Annotated in this window: 15 protein-coding genes; 7 read left to right on the top strand and 8 right to left on the bottom strand. The window is 33.2% G+C overall.

The genetic code is table 11. From position 1 onward, the window contains the following. Positions 1-29 precede the first annotated feature (29 nt). Together FG167_RS17110 and FG167_RS17115 are read left to right on the top strand one after the other, a co-directional pair. Positions 30-2,555, top strand: a complete 2,526-nt coding sequence (locus FG167_RS17110; protein ID WP_203459422.1) for a PIG-L family deacetylase — start codon at positions 30-32, stop codon at positions 2,553-2,555. A 195-nt stretch (positions 2,556-2,750) separates the two neighbouring features. Next, a complete protein-coding gene (locus tag FG167_RS17115; RefSeq protein ID WP_203459423.1) occupies positions 2,751-4,505 on the top strand; it encodes a sodium:solute symporter in 1,755 nt (584 codons plus the stop codon). A 23-nt stretch (positions 4,506-4,528) separates the two neighbouring features. Here the strand turns inward: FG167_RS17115 and FG167_RS17120 are convergent, their stop codons facing one another. Further along, complete coding sequence (locus tag FG167_RS17120) at positions 4,529-5,041, bottom strand: DUF3124 domain-containing protein (protein WP_203459424.1); 513 nt, start codon at positions 5,039-5,041, stop codon at positions 4,529-4,531. A gap of 10 nt (positions 5,042-5,051) precedes the next feature. Further along, positions 5,052-5,432, bottom strand: coding sequence for a bacillithiol system redox-active protein YtxJ (gene ytxJ, locus FG167_RS17125; protein WP_203459425.1), 381 nt, complete (start codon positions 5,430-5,432; stop codon positions 5,052-5,054). Between the two features lie 278 nt (positions 5,433-5,710). On the opposite strand from ytxJ, the gene clpB reads away from it, so the two are divergent. Continuing rightward, positions 5,711-8,320 carry an ATP-dependent chaperone ClpB gene (gene clpB / locus FG167_RS17130; protein ID WP_203459426.1) on the top strand — a complete coding sequence of 870 codons (2,610 nt, stop codon included), beginning with the start codon at positions 5,711-5,713 and terminating at the stop codon, positions 8,318-8,320. Between the two features lie 179 nt (positions 8,321-8,499). Here clpB and FG167_RS17135 read toward each other — a convergent pair whose 3' ends face one another. The 3 genes from FG167_RS17135 to FG167_RS17145 form a co-directional block, all read right to left on the bottom strand. After that, positions 8,500-9,945 (bottom strand): T9SS type A sorting domain-containing protein, encoded by a 1,446-nt coding sequence (locus tag FG167_RS17135; protein WP_203459427.1) that lies wholly within the window; start codon positions 9,943-9,945, stop codon positions 8,500-8,502. A gap of 168 nt (positions 9,946-10,113) precedes the next feature. Next, positions 10,114-11,598, bottom strand: coding sequence for a malate dehydrogenase (quinone) (gene mqo, locus FG167_RS17140; RefSeq protein WP_203459428.1), 1,485 nt, complete (start codon positions 11,596-11,598; stop codon positions 10,114-10,116). Between the two features lie 109 nt (positions 11,599-11,707). Next, positions 11,708-12,361, bottom strand: coding sequence for an OmpW family protein (locus tag FG167_RS17145; RefSeq protein WP_203459429.1), 654 nt, complete (start codon positions 12,359-12,361; stop codon positions 11,708-11,710). 174 nt (positions 12,362-12,535) lie between these two features. Here FG167_RS17145 and deoC point away from each other — a divergent pair, with 174 nt between their 5' ends. Further along, positions 12,536-13,204: a deoxyribose-phosphate aldolase gene (gene deoC / locus FG167_RS17150; protein ID WP_203459430.1), complete on the top strand. Its 669-nt coding sequence runs from the start codon at positions 12,536-12,538 to the stop codon at positions 13,202-13,204. Between the two features lie 20 nt (positions 13,205-13,224). Further along, positions 13,225-13,923 (top strand): purine-nucleoside phosphorylase, encoded by a 699-nt coding sequence (gene deoD, locus FG167_RS17155; RefSeq protein ID WP_203459431.1) that lies wholly within the window; start codon positions 13,225-13,227, stop codon positions 13,921-13,923. Positions 13,924-13,927: 4 nt separating this feature from the next. On the opposite strand, the gene FG167_RS17160 is transcribed toward deoD, so the two are convergent. Beyond that, positions 13,928-14,665: a DUF6503 family protein gene (locus FG167_RS17160; RefSeq protein ID WP_203459432.1), complete on the bottom strand. Its 738-nt coding sequence runs from the start codon at positions 14,663-14,665 to the stop codon at positions 13,928-13,930. Positions 14,666-14,750: 85 nt separating this feature from the next. On the opposite strand from FG167_RS17160, the gene smpB reads away from it, so the two are divergent. After that, complete coding sequence (smpB, locus tag FG167_RS17165; RefSeq protein ID WP_055443508.1) at positions 14,751-15,212, top strand: SsrA-binding protein SmpB; 462 nt, start codon at positions 14,751-14,753, stop codon at positions 15,210-15,212. Positions 15,213-15,327: 115 nt separating this feature from the next. Here smpB and FG167_RS17170 read toward each other — a convergent pair whose 3' ends face one another. Both FG167_RS17170 and FG167_RS17175 read right to left on the bottom strand, forming a co-directional pair. Beyond that, a complete protein-coding gene (locus tag FG167_RS17170; RefSeq protein ID WP_203459433.1) occupies positions 15,328-15,969 on the bottom strand; it encodes a protein-L-isoaspartate(D-aspartate) O-methyltransferase in 642 nt (213 codons plus the stop codon). 119 nt (positions 15,970-16,088) lie between these two features. After that, a complete protein-coding gene (locus FG167_RS17175) occupies positions 16,089-16,361 on the bottom strand; it encodes a hypothetical protein (protein WP_203459434.1) in 273 nt (90 codons plus the stop codon). Positions 16,362-16,570: 209 nt separating this feature from the next. On the opposite strand from FG167_RS17175, the gene FG167_RS17180 reads away from it, so the two are divergent. Continuing rightward, on the top strand, positions 16,571-17,530 hold the full coding sequence (locus FG167_RS17180) for a Gfo/Idh/MocA family protein (RefSeq protein WP_203459435.1): 960 nt from the start codon (positions 16,571-16,573) through the stop codon (positions 17,528-17,530). Positions 17,531-17,537: the final 7 nt, after the last annotated feature.

Raw genomic sequence — 17,537 nt, forward strand, 5'->3', positions numbered from 1 at the left:
TATATTTGGCTCTTAAACCAACTATAATCATGCGCAAGCTACTACTCTATTTTTTCATTTCTTTTTTCACCAATTCCAGCTTACTAGCACAACAACCTAAAAAACCAAATGCTTCTCAAATTTTTGAATCTATAAAAAAACTAAATTTCTTAGGATCTGTTTTATATGTTGCCGCGCATCCAGATGACGAAAACACACGTTTAATCTCGTATATGGCAAACCATGTAAAAGCAAGAACAGCATACTTATCGCTAACTCGTGGTGACGGCGGACAAAATCTTATTGGTCCAGAAATAAGAGAACTTCTTGGGGTAATTAGAACACAAGAATTACTTACTGCAAGAAATATAGATGGCGGCGAACAACGTTTTACAAGAGCAAACGATTTTGGCTACTCCAAACACCCAGACGAAACTTTGGCTATTTGGAATAAAGAAGAAGTGTTAAGCGATGTCGTTTTGGCAATTCGTCAATTTAAACCAGACGTTATTATTAATCGTTTTGACCACAGAACACCAGGAAAAACGCATGGTCACCATACCAGTTCGGCCATATTGAGCTTAGAGGCTTTTGATATTACTAATGATAATACGAAGTACACCAACCAACTAAAAGATACTGGTTTGTGGCAAGCACAACGTGTGTTTTTTAATACTTCATGGTGGTTTTATGGAAGTCAAGAAAAATTTGACAAAGCAGATAAAAGCAAACTCCTACATTTTGATATTGGCGAATACTACGCTTCTAGCGGATTGAGTAATACCGAAATTGCTTCACTAAGTAGAAGTCAGCATAAATCACAAGGTTTTGGAAACACAGGTACTCGTGGTAGCCAAATGGAATATATAGAATTGATTAAAGGCGAAATGCCTTCCGATCCATCGAATGTTTTTGAAGGAATTGATACCACATGGAATCGTGTTAAAGGAGGAACAGCAATAGGAAACATTTTATACCAAGTAGAAAAAGATTACGATTTTACAAACCCTTCTGCTTCCATCCCTGAATTATTAAAAGCATATCAATTAATTGAAAAATTAGAAGATACCCATTGGAAGAATATTAAATCGGAAGAAATTAAAAACCTCATCTATAATTGTGCAGGATTATACCTAGAAGCCGTTGCAGAAAGCAATCATGCAACAGCAAACGAAATGGTTAATTTAAATATAGAACTTATTAATAGAGCTGCTGAAAATGTACAATTAAAAACGTTACAGATTAATAACGACGCTTCCATTTTAGAAACGCAAGTTTTAGCTAAAAATGAAAAAGTAGCACTTAAAAAATCTTTTACTGTAAATGCTAACCAAGAACCAACAACGCCATATTGGTTAACAAAAAAAGGAACACTTGGCATGTATCAAGTAGATGATAAAAGTCTGATAGGTAAACCAGAAACTCCTCGTTATTTTAATGTTACTTTTGGTTTAAGCATAAACAATATTGCTATTAGTTTTACAAAACCTATTATATACAAAACCAACGACCCAGTAAAAGGAGAAGTATACAAACCGTTTGAAATCATATCTGAAGCTTCCGCAAAAATTGCAGAAAAAGTAATCATTTTTGAAAATGACAAGCAAAAAGAAATCCCTGTAATTATTAAAGCAGGAAAAGATAACCTAGAAGGTTATGTAGAAATTGCACATCCAAAAGATTGGAGTGTTTTTCCGGAAAAGCAAAAAATATCCATAGCCTATAAAGGTCAAGAACAAACATTAATATTTACAGTTATTCCTCCTAAAAATCAAAGCGAAGGATTAATAACGCCGATGGTACATGTTGGAGAAAACACATACACCAAAGAGCTTATAGAAATAGACTACGATCATATTCCATTTCAAACGGTTTTATTACCAAGCGAAAGCAAAGTAGTACGTTTAGACATTCAGAAAAGAGGAGAAAACATTGCATATATTGAAGGTGCTGGAGATGTGGTTCCAGAAAGCTTACAGCAAATTGGTTATAACGTAGTTACTATTAATCCAGAAGACATTAATGCTGAAACATTAAGTAGGTTTGATGCTGTAGTTGTTGGTATTAGAGCATACAACACGGTAGAAACTTTAAAATTTAAACAACAAGCTTTGTTTGATTTTGTCGCTAATGGCGGAAACATGATTGTGCAATACAACACCAACCATAGATTAAAAACAGAGGAAATTGCTCCGTATTCTTTAGCGCTTTCTCGAGATCGTGTAACCGACGAAAATGCCAAAGTAACCTTACTAGAACCAAATCATAAGTTACTTAATTTTCCGAATAAAATAACGGAAAAAGATTTTGAAGGCTGGACGCAAGAACGCGGTTTATATTTTCCAAACAAATGGTCTAAAGAGTTCACTCCTATTCTATCGATGCATGACAAAGGAGAATCTGCAAAAAAAGGAAGTTTACTAGTCGCAAAACATGGCAAAGGATATTATATATACACAGGATTAAGTTTCTTTAGAGAGTTTCCTGCTGGAGTTTCTGGCGCATATCGACTTTTTGCTAATATGTTAAGTATTGGGAAAGAAAATATGAATACTGAAAACGCAATAAAAAACTAAACTGTCAGCCAGAGCTTATCGTAGCCTTCTTATGCAAATAAGTGAAAATTCGACAAGTTCAATTACACATCATCTTTAAAACCGACTACAATGAACCAACCAAAATACAAATGGAATAACATGTACACCTTAGTACTTGTAGCCAACGCAGTCTATATCATTGCATTTTACTTTATAACCAAAGCACTATAAATTATGCAAACATTAGATTGGATTGTACTTATTAGCACCTTATTACTAATTGTTGGTTATGGAACATGGCAAACACGTGGAAGTAAAAACGTTCAAGATTATTTAAGAGGAGGAAATTCTTCTAAATGGTGGACTATTGGTTTATCGGTAATGGCAACACAAGCCAGTGCAATTACCTTTCTTTCTACTCCTGGTCAAGCTTTTAATGACGGAATGGGTTTTGTGCAATTCTATTTTGGATTACCAATAGCCATGGTGGTAATTTGCATGGTTTTTATTCCACTTTATCACAAACTGAAAGTCTATACTGCTTATGAGTTTCTAGAAACCAGATTCGATTTAAAAACGAGAACATTAACAGCTATTTTATTTTTAATACAACGTGGTTTAGCAGCAGGAATTACCATTTTTGCGCCTGCAATTATACTATCTGCGGTATTGGGTTGGAATTTATTATTACTAAACATCATCATTGGAGTTCTCGTAATTATTTACACCGTTTCAGGAGGAACGCGTGCAGTAAACGTGACACAAAAGCATCAAATGGTAGTGATTTTCACAGGGATGGTAATTGCTTTTATTTTAATAATCAATAAGCTTCCTGCTGATATCAACTTTTCTAAAGCTCTACATATTGCTGGAGCTAGCGGAAAAATGGAGGTCTTAGATTTTTCTTTCAACTTAAATAATCGCTATACATTCTGGTCTGGAATTATTGGCGGAACCTTTTTAATGCTTTCGTATTTTGGTACAGACCAAAGTCAGGTGCAACGTTATTTGTCAGGAAAATCACTGAGGGAAATGCAACTTGGGTTAATATTTAATGGATTATTAAAAGTGCCAATGCAATTCTTCATTTTGCTAGTAGGTGTCATGGTGTTTGTGTTTTATCAATTCAATCCTGCGCCAATGAATTTTAATCCTACAGCAACAGAGTTAGTTTTAAATTCGGAATATGCAGCCGAGTATAAATCCCTTCAGCTAGAACAAGAAAAAATATTTAACGACAAGCAAACTTTAATCAATAAGTATACAGATTCGGAAAGCGAACAATTAAAAAGCTACATTAACTTAGCCAATGAAGCAAGTGATGATATTAGAAACGAAGCCAAACTTTTAATCGATAAAGCTGGAGAAGCGCAACAAGTAAAAGTAGAAAGCAACGATAAAGATTATGTATTTATTCACTTTATATTAAACAACTTACCAAGAGGTTTAATCGGTCTATTATTGGCCGTAATTTTAAGTGCAGCAATGTCTAGTACATCTAGTGAATTGAATGCATTAGCAAGTACAACAACTATAGATTTATACAAACGTAACACCAGCGAAAAGACCGAAAAAGAAATGGTTAAAACTTCTAGGTTATTTACATTAGCTTGGGGAATTATTGCTATTGGTGTAGCCTGTGTAGCCAATCTTGCCGAAAATTTAATTCAGCTAGTAAATATTATAGGTTCCATTTTTTATGGAAATGTTTTAGGGATATTCCTATTAGCCTTTTTCTTTAAGTCTGTAAAAGCAAATGCTGTTTTTGTAGCTGCTTTAATTACACAAGTACTTGTAATTGCACTGTTCATGTTAAACCAATACGAAATGATAAACCTTCCGTTTTTATGGTTAAACTTTGTGGGCTGTATGATAGTGATGGCTATTGCTTTACTTATTTCGTTTAAAGACTTAAAAAAGAATAGTAAATTCGCCTTATCTCTAATCGCAATTGCATTGTGTAGTTTTGGCTATGTAGTACTAAATTAATAGAAACGTTCTAATAAAAAAAACTAATCATTAATAGGAATACCTTGTGTTGTAAAAGATAAACCTTGTTGTCCGTAAGTGGTAATCATTACAGCTTCAAAATAAGGTTCTTGTGCATTATCTGGTACTAACCAATCAAAAACAAAATTGGCACCAGTTCCTCCTGATTTGTCTTTTTCAGCAATAACGATCTCAATAGCTTGCATAGGTTTTACAAAAATAGGCGCTTCAAAATACGTTCTAATTAAATCGCCTTTAGTATCATAGTATTTCGCGTTTTGAACAAAAATGGTATCTCGCTTATTAATGTTTCTAATACTAACCGTTGCTGTTAAATCATGTGTTTTATGCTCTGTAGTACTATACACTTGGGAATAGACAGATAAATAGGTAGCACCTCTTTCTAAGGAATCACTAAGAGGTTTATTCCACTTTATGGACTCCCAATTATTAGATGGTAAAGCATCTTTTTTTTCTTGCTGGTCACATCCTAAAAGAAACAAAACTACAGCAGACAATAGTAATACATTTTTCATACTTAACGTTTTACACAAATTTACTTAAATCTATATCATTAATTCCTCCATGAGAAGCATAATTTACAACGTTACCATTTTTAATTACAATTAATTGCGGAGACTCATGCATGACCATGAATTTAACACCAACCTCATTAGAGATTTCTCTGTAGTTTAGTAAATCTAAATAGTATAAATCTAAATCTTTTTCGGTTAAATTATACATAGCAACAAATTGATTCATTACCATTCGGCTAATCCCACAACGCGTAGAATGTTTAAATATAACTTGTGTTTTTGTTTTAGATTTTTCTTCCATAAATTGCAACTGTTGCATATCATTTAAAGGAATCCAAGGCAATACTTTTTCTTCTTTTGGTTTTGATGAACCGAATATTTTTTTAAACATAGACGCTATTTTTATTCCTATAAAACGGAATTAATTTTAAATTAAATACTTTAATATCCATTTAATGATATTAATCATTCTTTATGTCGAAATATTTTCGAAAACTTTACTATAAGTAAACGCAATTACAGAAACAGACAAAACGTCATCCTGATTCTGATAAAAACAGTCATTTTGTCTTACGAATAAAACTGGTAAGATTGTTGACTTATACTACTCAGAATAAAGAAAACTAAAAGACGTACATCTTATAATAAACTATAAAACACAACATAACTATGAACTTCAACAATTATACAATAAAATCACAAGAAGCCATACAACAAGCGCAACAAATTGCGCAAGGTTATGGTCACCAACAAATCGAGAATGAACACATTTTCAAAGCTATTTTTGAAGTAGACGAAAATGTTTTACCTTTTATATTAAAGAAACTGAATGTAAATGTCCCAATGCTCCAACAAATTTTAGATAAGGAGCTAGAAAGCTTCCCTAAAGTTTCAGGAGGAGATATTATGGCATCACGAGAAGCAGGAAAAATGCTAAATGAAGCATCTATTATTGCGAAGAAAATGAACGATGATTATGTTTCCATAGAACATTTAATACTTGCTATTTTTAAATCTAAAAGTAAAATCGCCCAAGTTTTAAAAGACCAAAGTGTTACCGAAAAAGGATTACAAGCAGCTATAGATGAATTACGAAAAGGAGACCGCGTGACATCACAAAGTCAGGAAGAAACCTACAACTCTTTAAATAAATACGCTAAAAACTTAAATCAATTAGCCAGAGATGGAAAATTAGATCCAGTAATTGGTCGTGATGAAGAAATACGAAGAATACTTCAAATTTTATCTCGTAGAACCAAAAACAACCCCATTTTAGTTGGAGAACCAGGAACTGGTAAAACAGCAATTGCAGAAGGTTTAGCACATCGAATTGTAGATGGTGATATTCCTGAAAACTTAATTGACAAACAAATTTTTGCTCTAGATATGGGAGCATTAATTGCTGGTGCAAAATTTAAAGGGGAATTTGAAGAAAGACTAAAAGCAGTTATAAAAGAAGTTACAGAAAGTGACGGAAACATTGTTCTTTTTATTGATGAGATTCACACACTAGTTGGCGCTGGAGGTGGTCAAGGAGCAATGGATGCAGCAAACATTTTAAAACCTGCATTAGCTCGTGGTGAGCTTCGTGCTATTGGAGCAACCACTTTAGACGAATACCAAAAATACTTTGAAAAAGACAAAGCTTTAGAGCGTCGTTTTCAAAAAGTAATGGTTAATGAACCAGATACAGAAAGTGCTATTTCTATTTTAAGAGGAATAAAAGAAAAGTATGAAACACACCATAAAGTGCGTATTAAAGATGAAGCGATTATTGGTGCAGTAGAGCTTTCTGAAAGATATATTACCAATCGTTATTTACCAGACAAAGCCATTGATTTAATGGATGAAGCTGCTTCTAAATTACGTATGGAAATAAATTCTAAACCAGAAGAGTTAGATGTTTTAGATCGTAAAATCATGCAATTAGAAATCGAAATTGAAGCGATTAAACGTGAAAAAGACGAAACGAAATTAAAGGCATTACGTGCGGACTTAGCAAATTTAAAAGAAGATCGTAACGAGATTTATGCGCAATGGAAAACCGAAAAAGACGTTGTAGATAACATTCAAACAGCGAAATCTAATATTGAAGAGTTTAAGCTGGAAGCAGAACGTGCAGAACGTGATGGCGACTATGGTAAAGTAGCAGAAATACGTTACGGAAAAATTAAGGATGCACAAGAGCAGTTGGAGAAATTGCAAAAAGAATTGCAAGAAAATCAAAGTGAAAGCTCTTTAATTAAAGAAGAAGTTACCTATGAAGATATTGCAGATGTTGTAGCAAAATGGACAGGAATTCCTGTAACAAAAATGCTTCAAAGCGATCGTGAAAAACTTTTAAAACTGGAAGATGAATTACACAAACGTGTGGTTGGTCAAGAAGAAGCAATTGTTGCTGTAAGTGATGCTGTACGACGCTCTAGAGCTGGTTTACAAAATCCGCAAAAACCAATAGGAACCTTTTTATTCCTTGGAACAACAGGAGTTGGTAAAACAGAATTAGCAAAAGCATTAGCGGAATACCTTTTTGATGATGAAAGTGCGATGACTAGAATAGATATGAGTGAATACCAAGAACGTCATGCAGTAAGCAGACTTGTTGGTGCACCTCCAGGATATGTTGGTTATGATGAAGGCGGACAACTTACAGAAGCGGTACGAAGAAAACCATATTCAGTGGTGCTTTTAGACGAAATTGAAAAAGCGCATCCAGATACCTTCAATATTTTATTACAAGTATTAGATGAAGGAAGGTTAACAGATAACAAAGGTCGTGTTGCCGATTTTAAAAACACCATAATTATTATGACCTCCAACATGGGAAGTCAGATAATTCAAGAGCGTTTTGAAGCAACCAAGGATGTTAATTCTGCAATTGAAGCTGCAAAAGTGGATGTTTTAGCTTTATTAAAACAAACCGTAAGACCAGAGTTTTTAAACAGAATAGATGACACTATTATGTTTACACCTTTAAGCAAAGAAAACATTGTACAAATTGTAGGTTTACAGTTAAAAGGTATCACAAAAATGATTGCACAACAAGGCATCACTTTTGATGCTACACAAGAAGCAATAAATTATTTAGCAGAAAAAGGGTATAATCCAGAATATGGAGCAAGACCAGTAAAACGAGTAATTCAGAAAGAAGTATTAAACGAATTAAGTAAGGAAATATTAGGAGGAACTGTAAGTACAGATAGTATTATTCTCTTAGATGCTTTTGATGGAGAACTAGTTTTTAGAAACCAAAATAATTTGGTTACTGAAGAAGCATAAAATGATATATTCTTTATAGAAAAAACAGTTCTATATCGAGTAAATCATAAAGTATTGTTAACGTAAAATAAGTTAAAAGTTTATACGTTTTCATATTAAGTTGGTTAGTTAGTTGAAAAACAGCGCGAATCTTTTTAAAAGACGAGCGCTGTTTTTTTTTGTAACCTATGCAATACGTATTAGTTTACTACCAAACGCTTAGAGGCTATTTTCTTTCCATCCACATAAAGGGTATAAAAATAAACAGCAGATTGCATATTGTTTTTACTTAAGGTAACAGAACCATCACCAAATTGGTTAATAGGAATATCATAAACCACTTGACCTAAAGCAGAAACTACTTGAATGTTAGCAGAACTATATTTAGTTGGTATATAATAATCTATAGTTGTATTCCCTGTAAATGGATTAGGAATATTTTGATTTAATCTAATATTCTCACTTTCACCTAAAGGACCATCAGGATTTTCAATACTTAGTGTTCCTCCACAAGCACAAGCTTCAATAATATCTAAACGAGACATTAAAGCATCAATTTGCGCTTGTTGTGCAGTATTTACATCTTCTAAATCTGTAATTGCTGTTTGTAAAGGCACTAAAATTGGTGCTAAATCTACATCTACTGAAGTTCCTCCTTCAATAGCGATAGTTAAGGTTGTATCTGCTAAAGATGCAGAAGCTAAATTTTGATTGTCACTAGAAGGATCTACCCAATCCGTTCCATCAAAGTAATAGGTCTTATTTTCATCGGTATCATACACCAACATTCCTGCAACAGCAGTTGCTCCTAAAGCAGTTCTACTCGCTGTTGTTAAACGATTTAATAATAAAGCTTTGTCGGTTGCAGCTAAATCTAAAGACGCATTTGCATCTGGAGTAATCGTTGCAATCCCTGCTTGACCAGCAATAAACGTATTACCAGTAATTGCTGCATTACCATTTACCTCTAATTTTTCTGAAGGTGAAGCATCCCCCAAACTAACATTACCAGTAGAGGCAATATATAGAGAATTGGTTGCTGCCTGTGGCTGTATTCTAAAAGGAAGTAAACTTCCATTCGTAACATCTCTTACAAAAAAATTGGTTTCATTACCTGCAACATCCCAAATTTGAGGAGTCCAGCCATTAGCACCATCTTGCTCTAAACGCATAGTTGGCGTATCTCCATCTGTAACGTGTAACTCTACTACTGGAGCTGCAGTTCCTAAACCAACATTACCAGCTGCCCCTATATATAATGCATTATTTCCTGCTCCTGCTAAAACACGAAAAGGATTTGTTCCTGCCGTAGCATCATCTATTGCAAAATAATTAAGACCTCCATTACCCGTATCATTAATTGAAATTCTCCAATCATTACCAGGGAAACTGGCACTAGCTGACGTATCATCAAAATGGATTCTTAGATTATTTTCTTTTAACCTAAAGGTATCAAAACCAAAACTTTCTGCTGAAGTAACATCAAAACCAATTGCCAAACTACCTTGAACCACTAAATCTTCGGCAATCACTTGTACACTGGTATCTACAGGAGCAAAACTACTACCTGGGTCGTCTTGTTGTGCAAATAAAGTTGGGCTAAGCGCAATGCATAGCATCAAAAAATAAGTATTTTGTTTTTTCATAATATAAATTAAATTGATTATTAGCATTAGCAAGATAAATCAATTTAACAAAATAGCATTTCCTCTACCTCATAATTACTCAAAAACAAGGGTTTATACGTGGTTTAAAGTTTCAGAAACACAGCTTACAAAACCTAAATACATTTCTTCTATAGCCTATTATTTAATTTATAGCTTCAACGAATTTTTAGATTTTTCCAGCTGTTGCTGAAAAGTTTCCGCATCCACCTCTTTCTTCCACAAAGGAACTATTTTATGGATTAATTCTTTTCCTTCTTTGCTATTTAAAATTTCAGGAAATGCTTTTTCTAAAACCTCCAACATTACTGAAGTTGCTGTGGATGCTCCAGGTGAAGCGCCTAACAAACAAGTAATGCTTCCGTCTTTACTACTTACTACTTCTGTACCAAATTGAAGAACGCCTCCTTCGTACTCATCCTTTTTAATAATTTGAACACGTTGTCCTGCAACTAGAATTTCCCAATCTTCACTTTTAGCATCTTTAACAAATTTTCGTAATTCTTTCATTCTATCTTCATGAGAAGAAGTTACTTGCTCAATTAAATATTTGGTCAAAGGTAAATTATGCCAAAAAGCACCTAATAAAGGTGAAATATTATCCAATTGCACCGATTTAAATAAATCGAGATTAGAACCTTCCTTTAAAAACTTCGGACTAAAACCAGCAAAAGGTCCAAAAAGCAATTCGCGTTTACCATCAATATATCTTGTATCTAAATGTGGTGTAGACATTGGCGGATCTCCAATTCCTGCTTTACTATATACTTTAGCATTGTGCTGTTTTATAATTTCCTCATTTTTACAAACTAACCATTCGCCACTTATTGGGAAACCGCCATAACCTTCTTTTTCATCAATTTCTACTTTTTGTAATAATAGTAAGCTTCCTCCTCCTGCTCCAATAAAAACATGCTTAGATTCTAGATTGTGTTTTTCATCTGTCTCTAGGTTTTTCATTGCAACAGTCCAATCAATATCTGCACTAGGGTCAACATCCTGCACTTCCATATTACAATGTACAGGTGTGTTGTATTTCGTTTCTAGAATTTTAAAAAGTGCTTTTGTAAGTGCTCCATAATTCACTTCTGTTCCTCTATCGATTCGAGAAGCAGCCATGATTTCGTCTTCCTTTCTATCGTGCATTATTAAAGGAAACCAATTAGCCATTTTACTTTTATCGCGAGTAAACTCGATAGTATTAAACATAAAATGATCTTTCATACTATGAAAACGCTTCTCTAAATAATCGGCATTTTCTTTTCCTAAAACCCAACTATGATGTGGAACAGGAGAAATAAATTCCTCCGGATTTTCTAGCAAACCTTCTTCTGCTAAATAACTCCAAAATTGTTTTGATGTCTCAAACTGTTCGCAAATTTTTACTGCTTTTTCTATAACTACAGAACCATCTTCCTTTTCGGGACAATAATTCAATTCGCAAAGTGCAGAATGCCCTGTCCCTGCATTATTCCATGCTGCAGAACTTTCCTGAGCAACAGCATCTAATCGTTCCACTATTAAAATTTTAAGGTCTGGTTTTAAAATTTTAGAAATCAGCGCTAACGTTGCGCTCATGATTCCTCCTCCAACACAAATTAAATCGTATTCTTTAACGGCATTTATATCTTGCATAATTATATACTATCATTTAGGCTTAAATATATGCAAGTCCTTTCATATATTTAATTTTTAAACAAAAAAAAGGCCGCATATAGCAACCTTTTATAATAAATCATTAGTGTTAAAATAGTCTATAACCAATACCAACACCTGCAATAAAAGGGTTAATATCTACATCTGCACCAACTTTAGCTCCTAATGCTGTAGTAGCATCGACAGTCACATCTGTGTTTAGCAATAAATATTTAGCATCTAAATTAACAAACCATTTGTCTGTTATATCAAAATCAAATCCTAATTGAAAAGCAAAACCAAATGCATTATCATATTCCACTTTATCTGCTACAGGTCCAGAATTTTCATCGTAAAATAAGGTATAATTAACTCCTGCTCCAACATAAGGATGTACCATTTCACTATCAAAGTGATACTGCACCGTTAAAGTTGGAGGTAATAATCTAACATCGCCTAAAGGAATATCTCCAGCAGCTGTAGATATTGCTTTCACATCGTGTTGCGTTGTTGCTAAAATTAATTCTGCTGCAATGTTTTTAGTAAAGAAATACGTTAAATCTAATTCTGGAACATAATCATTTTTTATTTTCACATCTCCTCCAATGGCATCTATAGTAGCAGATTCATTAGCCACTACAGCCAAAGCTCTCACTCGAAGTTGAAATTTTGTAAAACTGGTATCTTCTGTAGTACTCTCTTGTGCGTTAGTAGAAATAAAAGCGAAACATGCTATTAAAGCTGTAATAAATATTTTTTTCATAATTAATTGGGTTTAAATTTTAAACAAAATTAATAGTGAAATAAACCTTAAAAGATGACAAAAGTCATAGGTTGAAGTTTTCTTTTTTTTTCTTTTTGACAAAACAATATTACTTCTAAACTCGCTTCATTTTTCAAAAAAAATGAAGTAATTTTATAGTCAATTCTTACTTAAATGAAATTAAACAAATATATAGATCATACGCTTTTAAAAGCTACAGCAACTAAAGAAGATATTATTCAAGTTTGTAAAGAAGCCTTAGAACACGATTTCTTTTCGGTTTGTGTAAATTCTTGTTACGTTCCTTTAGTGAAAGAAGCACTAAAAAACTCGGATGTAAAAGTTTGCAGTGTTATAGGTTTCCCTTTAGGAGCCATGAGCACTAAAGCAAAAGTGGAAGAAACCAAACAAGCCTTAAAAGATGGAGCAGATGAAATTGACATGGTATTAAATGTTGGTTTTTTAAAAAGCAAAGATTTTGAAGCGGTTGCGCAAGACATAAAATCCGTAAAAAAAGTAATGCCAGATCATACTTTAAAAGTAATATTAGAAACCTGTTATTTAGAAGATCTAGAAATCATTAAGGCTAGTGAGCTAGCTATTCATGCTGGAGCAGATTATATTAAAACTTCTACAGGATTTGGAACCGGAGGAGCTACCATTAACGCCATAAAACTAATGAAATCTGCCATTGCTAATGGTAACACTAAAATAAAAGCTTCCGGCGGAATTAGAGATACAGAAACTGCTTTGACATATATCAATCTTGGTGTAGAAAGAATTGGCACCTCTAACGGAATTGCAATTGTAACTGGAAATACTTCCGAAGAAAACAATTACTAATCAAAAAAAAACAACGACAAATGAGCATACATATTGGAGCCAACAAAGGCGATATTGCAGAAACTATTTTATTACCAGGAGATCCTTTACGAGCAAAATGGATTGCTGAAACTTTTTTTGAAAACCCTGTTTGTTTTAATGAAGTACGAGGAATGTTAGGCTATACAGGAACGTATCAAGGCAAACGTGTTTCTGTAATGGGAACAGGAATGGGAGTACCAAGTATTTCTATTTATGCACATGAACTCATTACGCAGTTTGGTGTTAAAAATCTTATTCGTGTTGGTAGTTCTGGTTCGTATCAAGAACATATTAAAATAAGAGATGTAGTTTTAGCAATGGCAGCTTCTTCTAATTCTGGTGTAAATGAACTACGTTTTGGCGGTGCCGACTATGCTCCTACTGCGAGTTTTGAACTTTTTCAAAAAGCTGTAGATGCCGCAAAGACGAAAAAAATTGCCATTAAAGCTGGTAACGTTTTTACAAGTGACGAATTTTATGCAGACGATTTTGAATCGTATAAAAAGTGGAGCAAATTTGGTGTGCTTTGCGTAGAAATGGAAACTGCAGGTTTATACACGGTTGCTGCAAAGCATAATGTGAATGCCCTTACCATTCTTACCATTTCTGACTCTTTAGTCACTGGAGAAAAAACGACAAGTAAAGAAAGAGAGACTACTTTTAAAGAAATGATAGAGATTGCTTTAGAACTAGCTTAAGCATTTATTTTACCGTAATATTTTTAAGCTCTATTTTTGAAAGTAGCTTTAAATTATTAGCATCAAAAGCCTTGTCTGTATCTAAAAGATTAAGGCTTTCGTCTTTTGGTTTAAAATTGTTATAATCTACAAAACGCAAACCGCTTATAGTTCGTACGTTATATGCTTCGCGGAAACGCATACCAACACCAGAATCTTCTTGATAAGAATAAGCTAAATAATCTACAGTATATGTTTCGGTATTTACCCAATATACAAATACATCTTCAAAATCTTCTCCGCCACCTTCTTGCTGAAAAGTCACTTTAATTTTATGATATTTTTTTCCTTTAATAGAAACTACTCCTAAATCCTCTTTAATAACTGCATTATCATTTAATCCGTAAGGCAATAAAGCAAAATAATGTACCGAATTTACGGATGCTGCATATTTTACGGACATCGTATCTGCAACTACCACCTCTTTATTATCAATAAATCTTTTAAATCCTTCATTATTTAATACATCACGAATTACCTGTGTAGCATCTTTAAACTCACGTTCGTATTGATATATTTCATTTTTACGAATAGCAGTGTACTTCTTATCTCTAAAATCAAAGACTATTTCAGCAGCAACATATTTTTCGCCTCCAGCTACTTCAATTGCTTTATCAATAATAGTATTTGCGGTTTCTACTTTTTCAGTTTTACAAGCTATAAAGAGGATACAAACTACAATTAGGTATTTTAAATTTTGCATGAAATATACGTTTCTTTAGGTTGTCGGAAAATTAATCAATTAATAACATTTTAGTACTTAATTAAATTATGTAATTTTGGCGAACATGCAAAACACTGTAAACATAAAAAATAAGAAAGCAAGATTCGAATACGAGATACTCGATAAATACACTGCTGGAATTGTTTTAACGGGAACCGAAATAAAATCTATTAGAGATAGTAAAGCTTCTATTGCAGAAAGTTTTTGCGAGTTTAATGATAAAGGAGAGCTATTTGTAATTAACATGACCATACAAGAATATGTTTATGGTAACTACTACAATCATGCTCCAAAAGCGGAACGCAAGCTTTTATTAAACAAACGCGAACTTAAAAAGCTAGAAAAAGAAGTAAACACAAAAGGATTAACGATTGTTCCGTTACGTCTATTTTTAAATGAAAGAGGCTTAGCCAAGCTAGTTGTTGCTTTAGCAAAAGGTAAGAAACTTTACGATAAGCGAGAGACCATGAAAGACAATGATAACAAAAGAGACTTAGCTAGAATTAAAAAAAGTTTTAATAATTAACTACTTTTTAATTATTAAAACTTTTCTTCTGAATTATTTCCTTTACACTTTAAAAATAAATTCCTGAAGCTTATATTGTATTCCTATAGTTTCGTTTTCCAAAATTATAGAAATACTAATTCTTATCTTCTAATAAAGGCACAAAACGAAACTCACCAAATTCGTATTTCTCAAATTCCTTTTCTCCTTTTCGTATAAACAAAGTCATGGTTTGCACATCATCACCAACAGGAATTACTAATCGTCCGCCAACGGTTAATTGTCGCAACAAAGGTTTTGGTACAAAAGGCGCTCCTGCAGTTACAATAATACTCGCAAAAGGGGCTTCTTCTTTTAAACCTTTATAACCATCTCCAAAAATTAGTTTTTTTGGTCGGTAACCCAACTTCGGTAAAAACTTAGAAGTTTTTTTAAAAAGTTCTTGCTGTCTTTCTATACTATACACTTTAGCACCTAATTCGCACAAAACGGCCGTTTGATAACCACTTCCTGTACCAATTTCTAAAACTTTATCGGTAGGTTTTATTTGTAATAATTCCGACTGAAAAGCTACGGTATACGGTTGTGAAATAGTTTGATCTGCTCCAATAGGAAACGCTTTATCTTGATATGCATGATCTAAAAAGCTAGAATCCATAAACAAATGTCGTGGTATTTTTCTAATAGCAGCTAGCACTTGTTTGTCTTGTATTCCTTTGGCAACTAGAACATCTACTAGCTTTTGCCTTAATCCTTGGTGTTTAAATGTGTCTTTCAAAAAATGGGTTCGTTTAGAATGCTAAAATTAAACAAACATTTTAAAGACGGTGAATAAAAAGACAAAAAAAAGCATCAAATTATAACCACTTGATGCTTTGCCTTTTATTAAAAATGACTTTAATTGGATACAATTATCTTGTACGTTGTAACGTCTTCTTTACCAACTAAAGCAATCATTTCTTTGGCTTTTTCAAGGGATACCGAATACCCTGTCGCTTTACCATAATTACTTTCGACTTCCCATAAATACATGTCTTTTTTATAGTTATTACTAAATCTATCGAGTTTTGTTTTCAAGTCTTTATCTTGTAACGTTTGTGTTCCGTTGTTTGCAGAAATAGTCGTTGCTATAAAAAATACTGCGCCTAATGTTATGATTATTTTTTTCATGATTTTATATGTTTTAAGTGAAACAATGTGTGCTCTTATAAGTCGTACACTATATTTACGTACAAGGTTTTAACAATAGATTTCGCACAAATCACAAATTCTCGTTAAAAGGTAGTTAAGGCTTTCTTAAAATGAAATCCTTTAAAAAGAATGTTAAGAATTAACAATTAAAAAATTAAATATCTTATTTTTGTTAAAAACGTAAAAGAATGCTAAAAGCTGGAGTTCTTGGTGCTGGTCACCTTGGGAAAATTCATTTAAGATTACTGCAACAATCTGACAAATATGAACTTGTAGGTTTCTATGATGCCAACGAAGAAAACGCAAAAAAAGTAGCTGCCGAGTTTGGGTACACTTATTTCAATTCTATTGAAAAACTTATTGAAGCTGTAGATATGGTAGATATTGTAACTCCTACCCTTTCACATTATGAATGTGCTAGACAAGCTATTGCAAAAGGCAAACATATATTTATTGAAAAACCAATAACCAATACGGTAGAAGAAGCCGAAACACTTAGGACTTTAGTTGCCGAATATGGTGTAAAAGGACAAGTGGGACATGTAGAACGATTTAATCCAGCTTTTACAGCGGTGAAAGACATGCTAGATAAGCCCATGTTTATTGAGACACATCGATTGGCAGAATTTAATCCTCGTGGGACTGATGTTCCTGTGGTTTTAGATTTAATGATTCACGATATAGACATTATTTTAAGTGTTGTACAATCTAAAGTAAAACACGTTAGCGCAAGTGGCGTATCTGTAATTAGTGATACTCCAGATATTGCAAACGCAAGAATAGAGTTTGTAAATGGTTGTGTTGCGAACTTAACTGCAAGTCGAATTTCTTTAAAAAACATGCGTAAAACACGTTTCTTTCAAAGGGACGCTTATGTTTCTGTAGACTTCTTAGAAAAGAAATGTGAAGTGGTTAAAATGAAAGATGCTCCGAAAGAACCAGGAGATTTCGATATGATTTTACAAAATGCCGAAGGTATTAAAAAGCAAATCTATTTCGATAATCCCGATGTAGCAGGAAACAATGCTATTCTTGACGAATTAGAATCTTTTGCAGATGCCATAAACAACAACACAAAACCAATTGTAACCTTACATGATGGTACCGAAGCATTACGTGTTGCAACCATGATAATCGATCAATTTTAGAAAAACA

It is taken from the genome of Lacinutrix sp. WUR7 (assembly GCF_016864015.1).
In the GTDB taxonomy this organism is placed as follows: domain Bacteria; phylum Bacteroidota; class Bacteroidia; order Flavobacteriales; family Flavobacteriaceae; genus Oceanihabitans.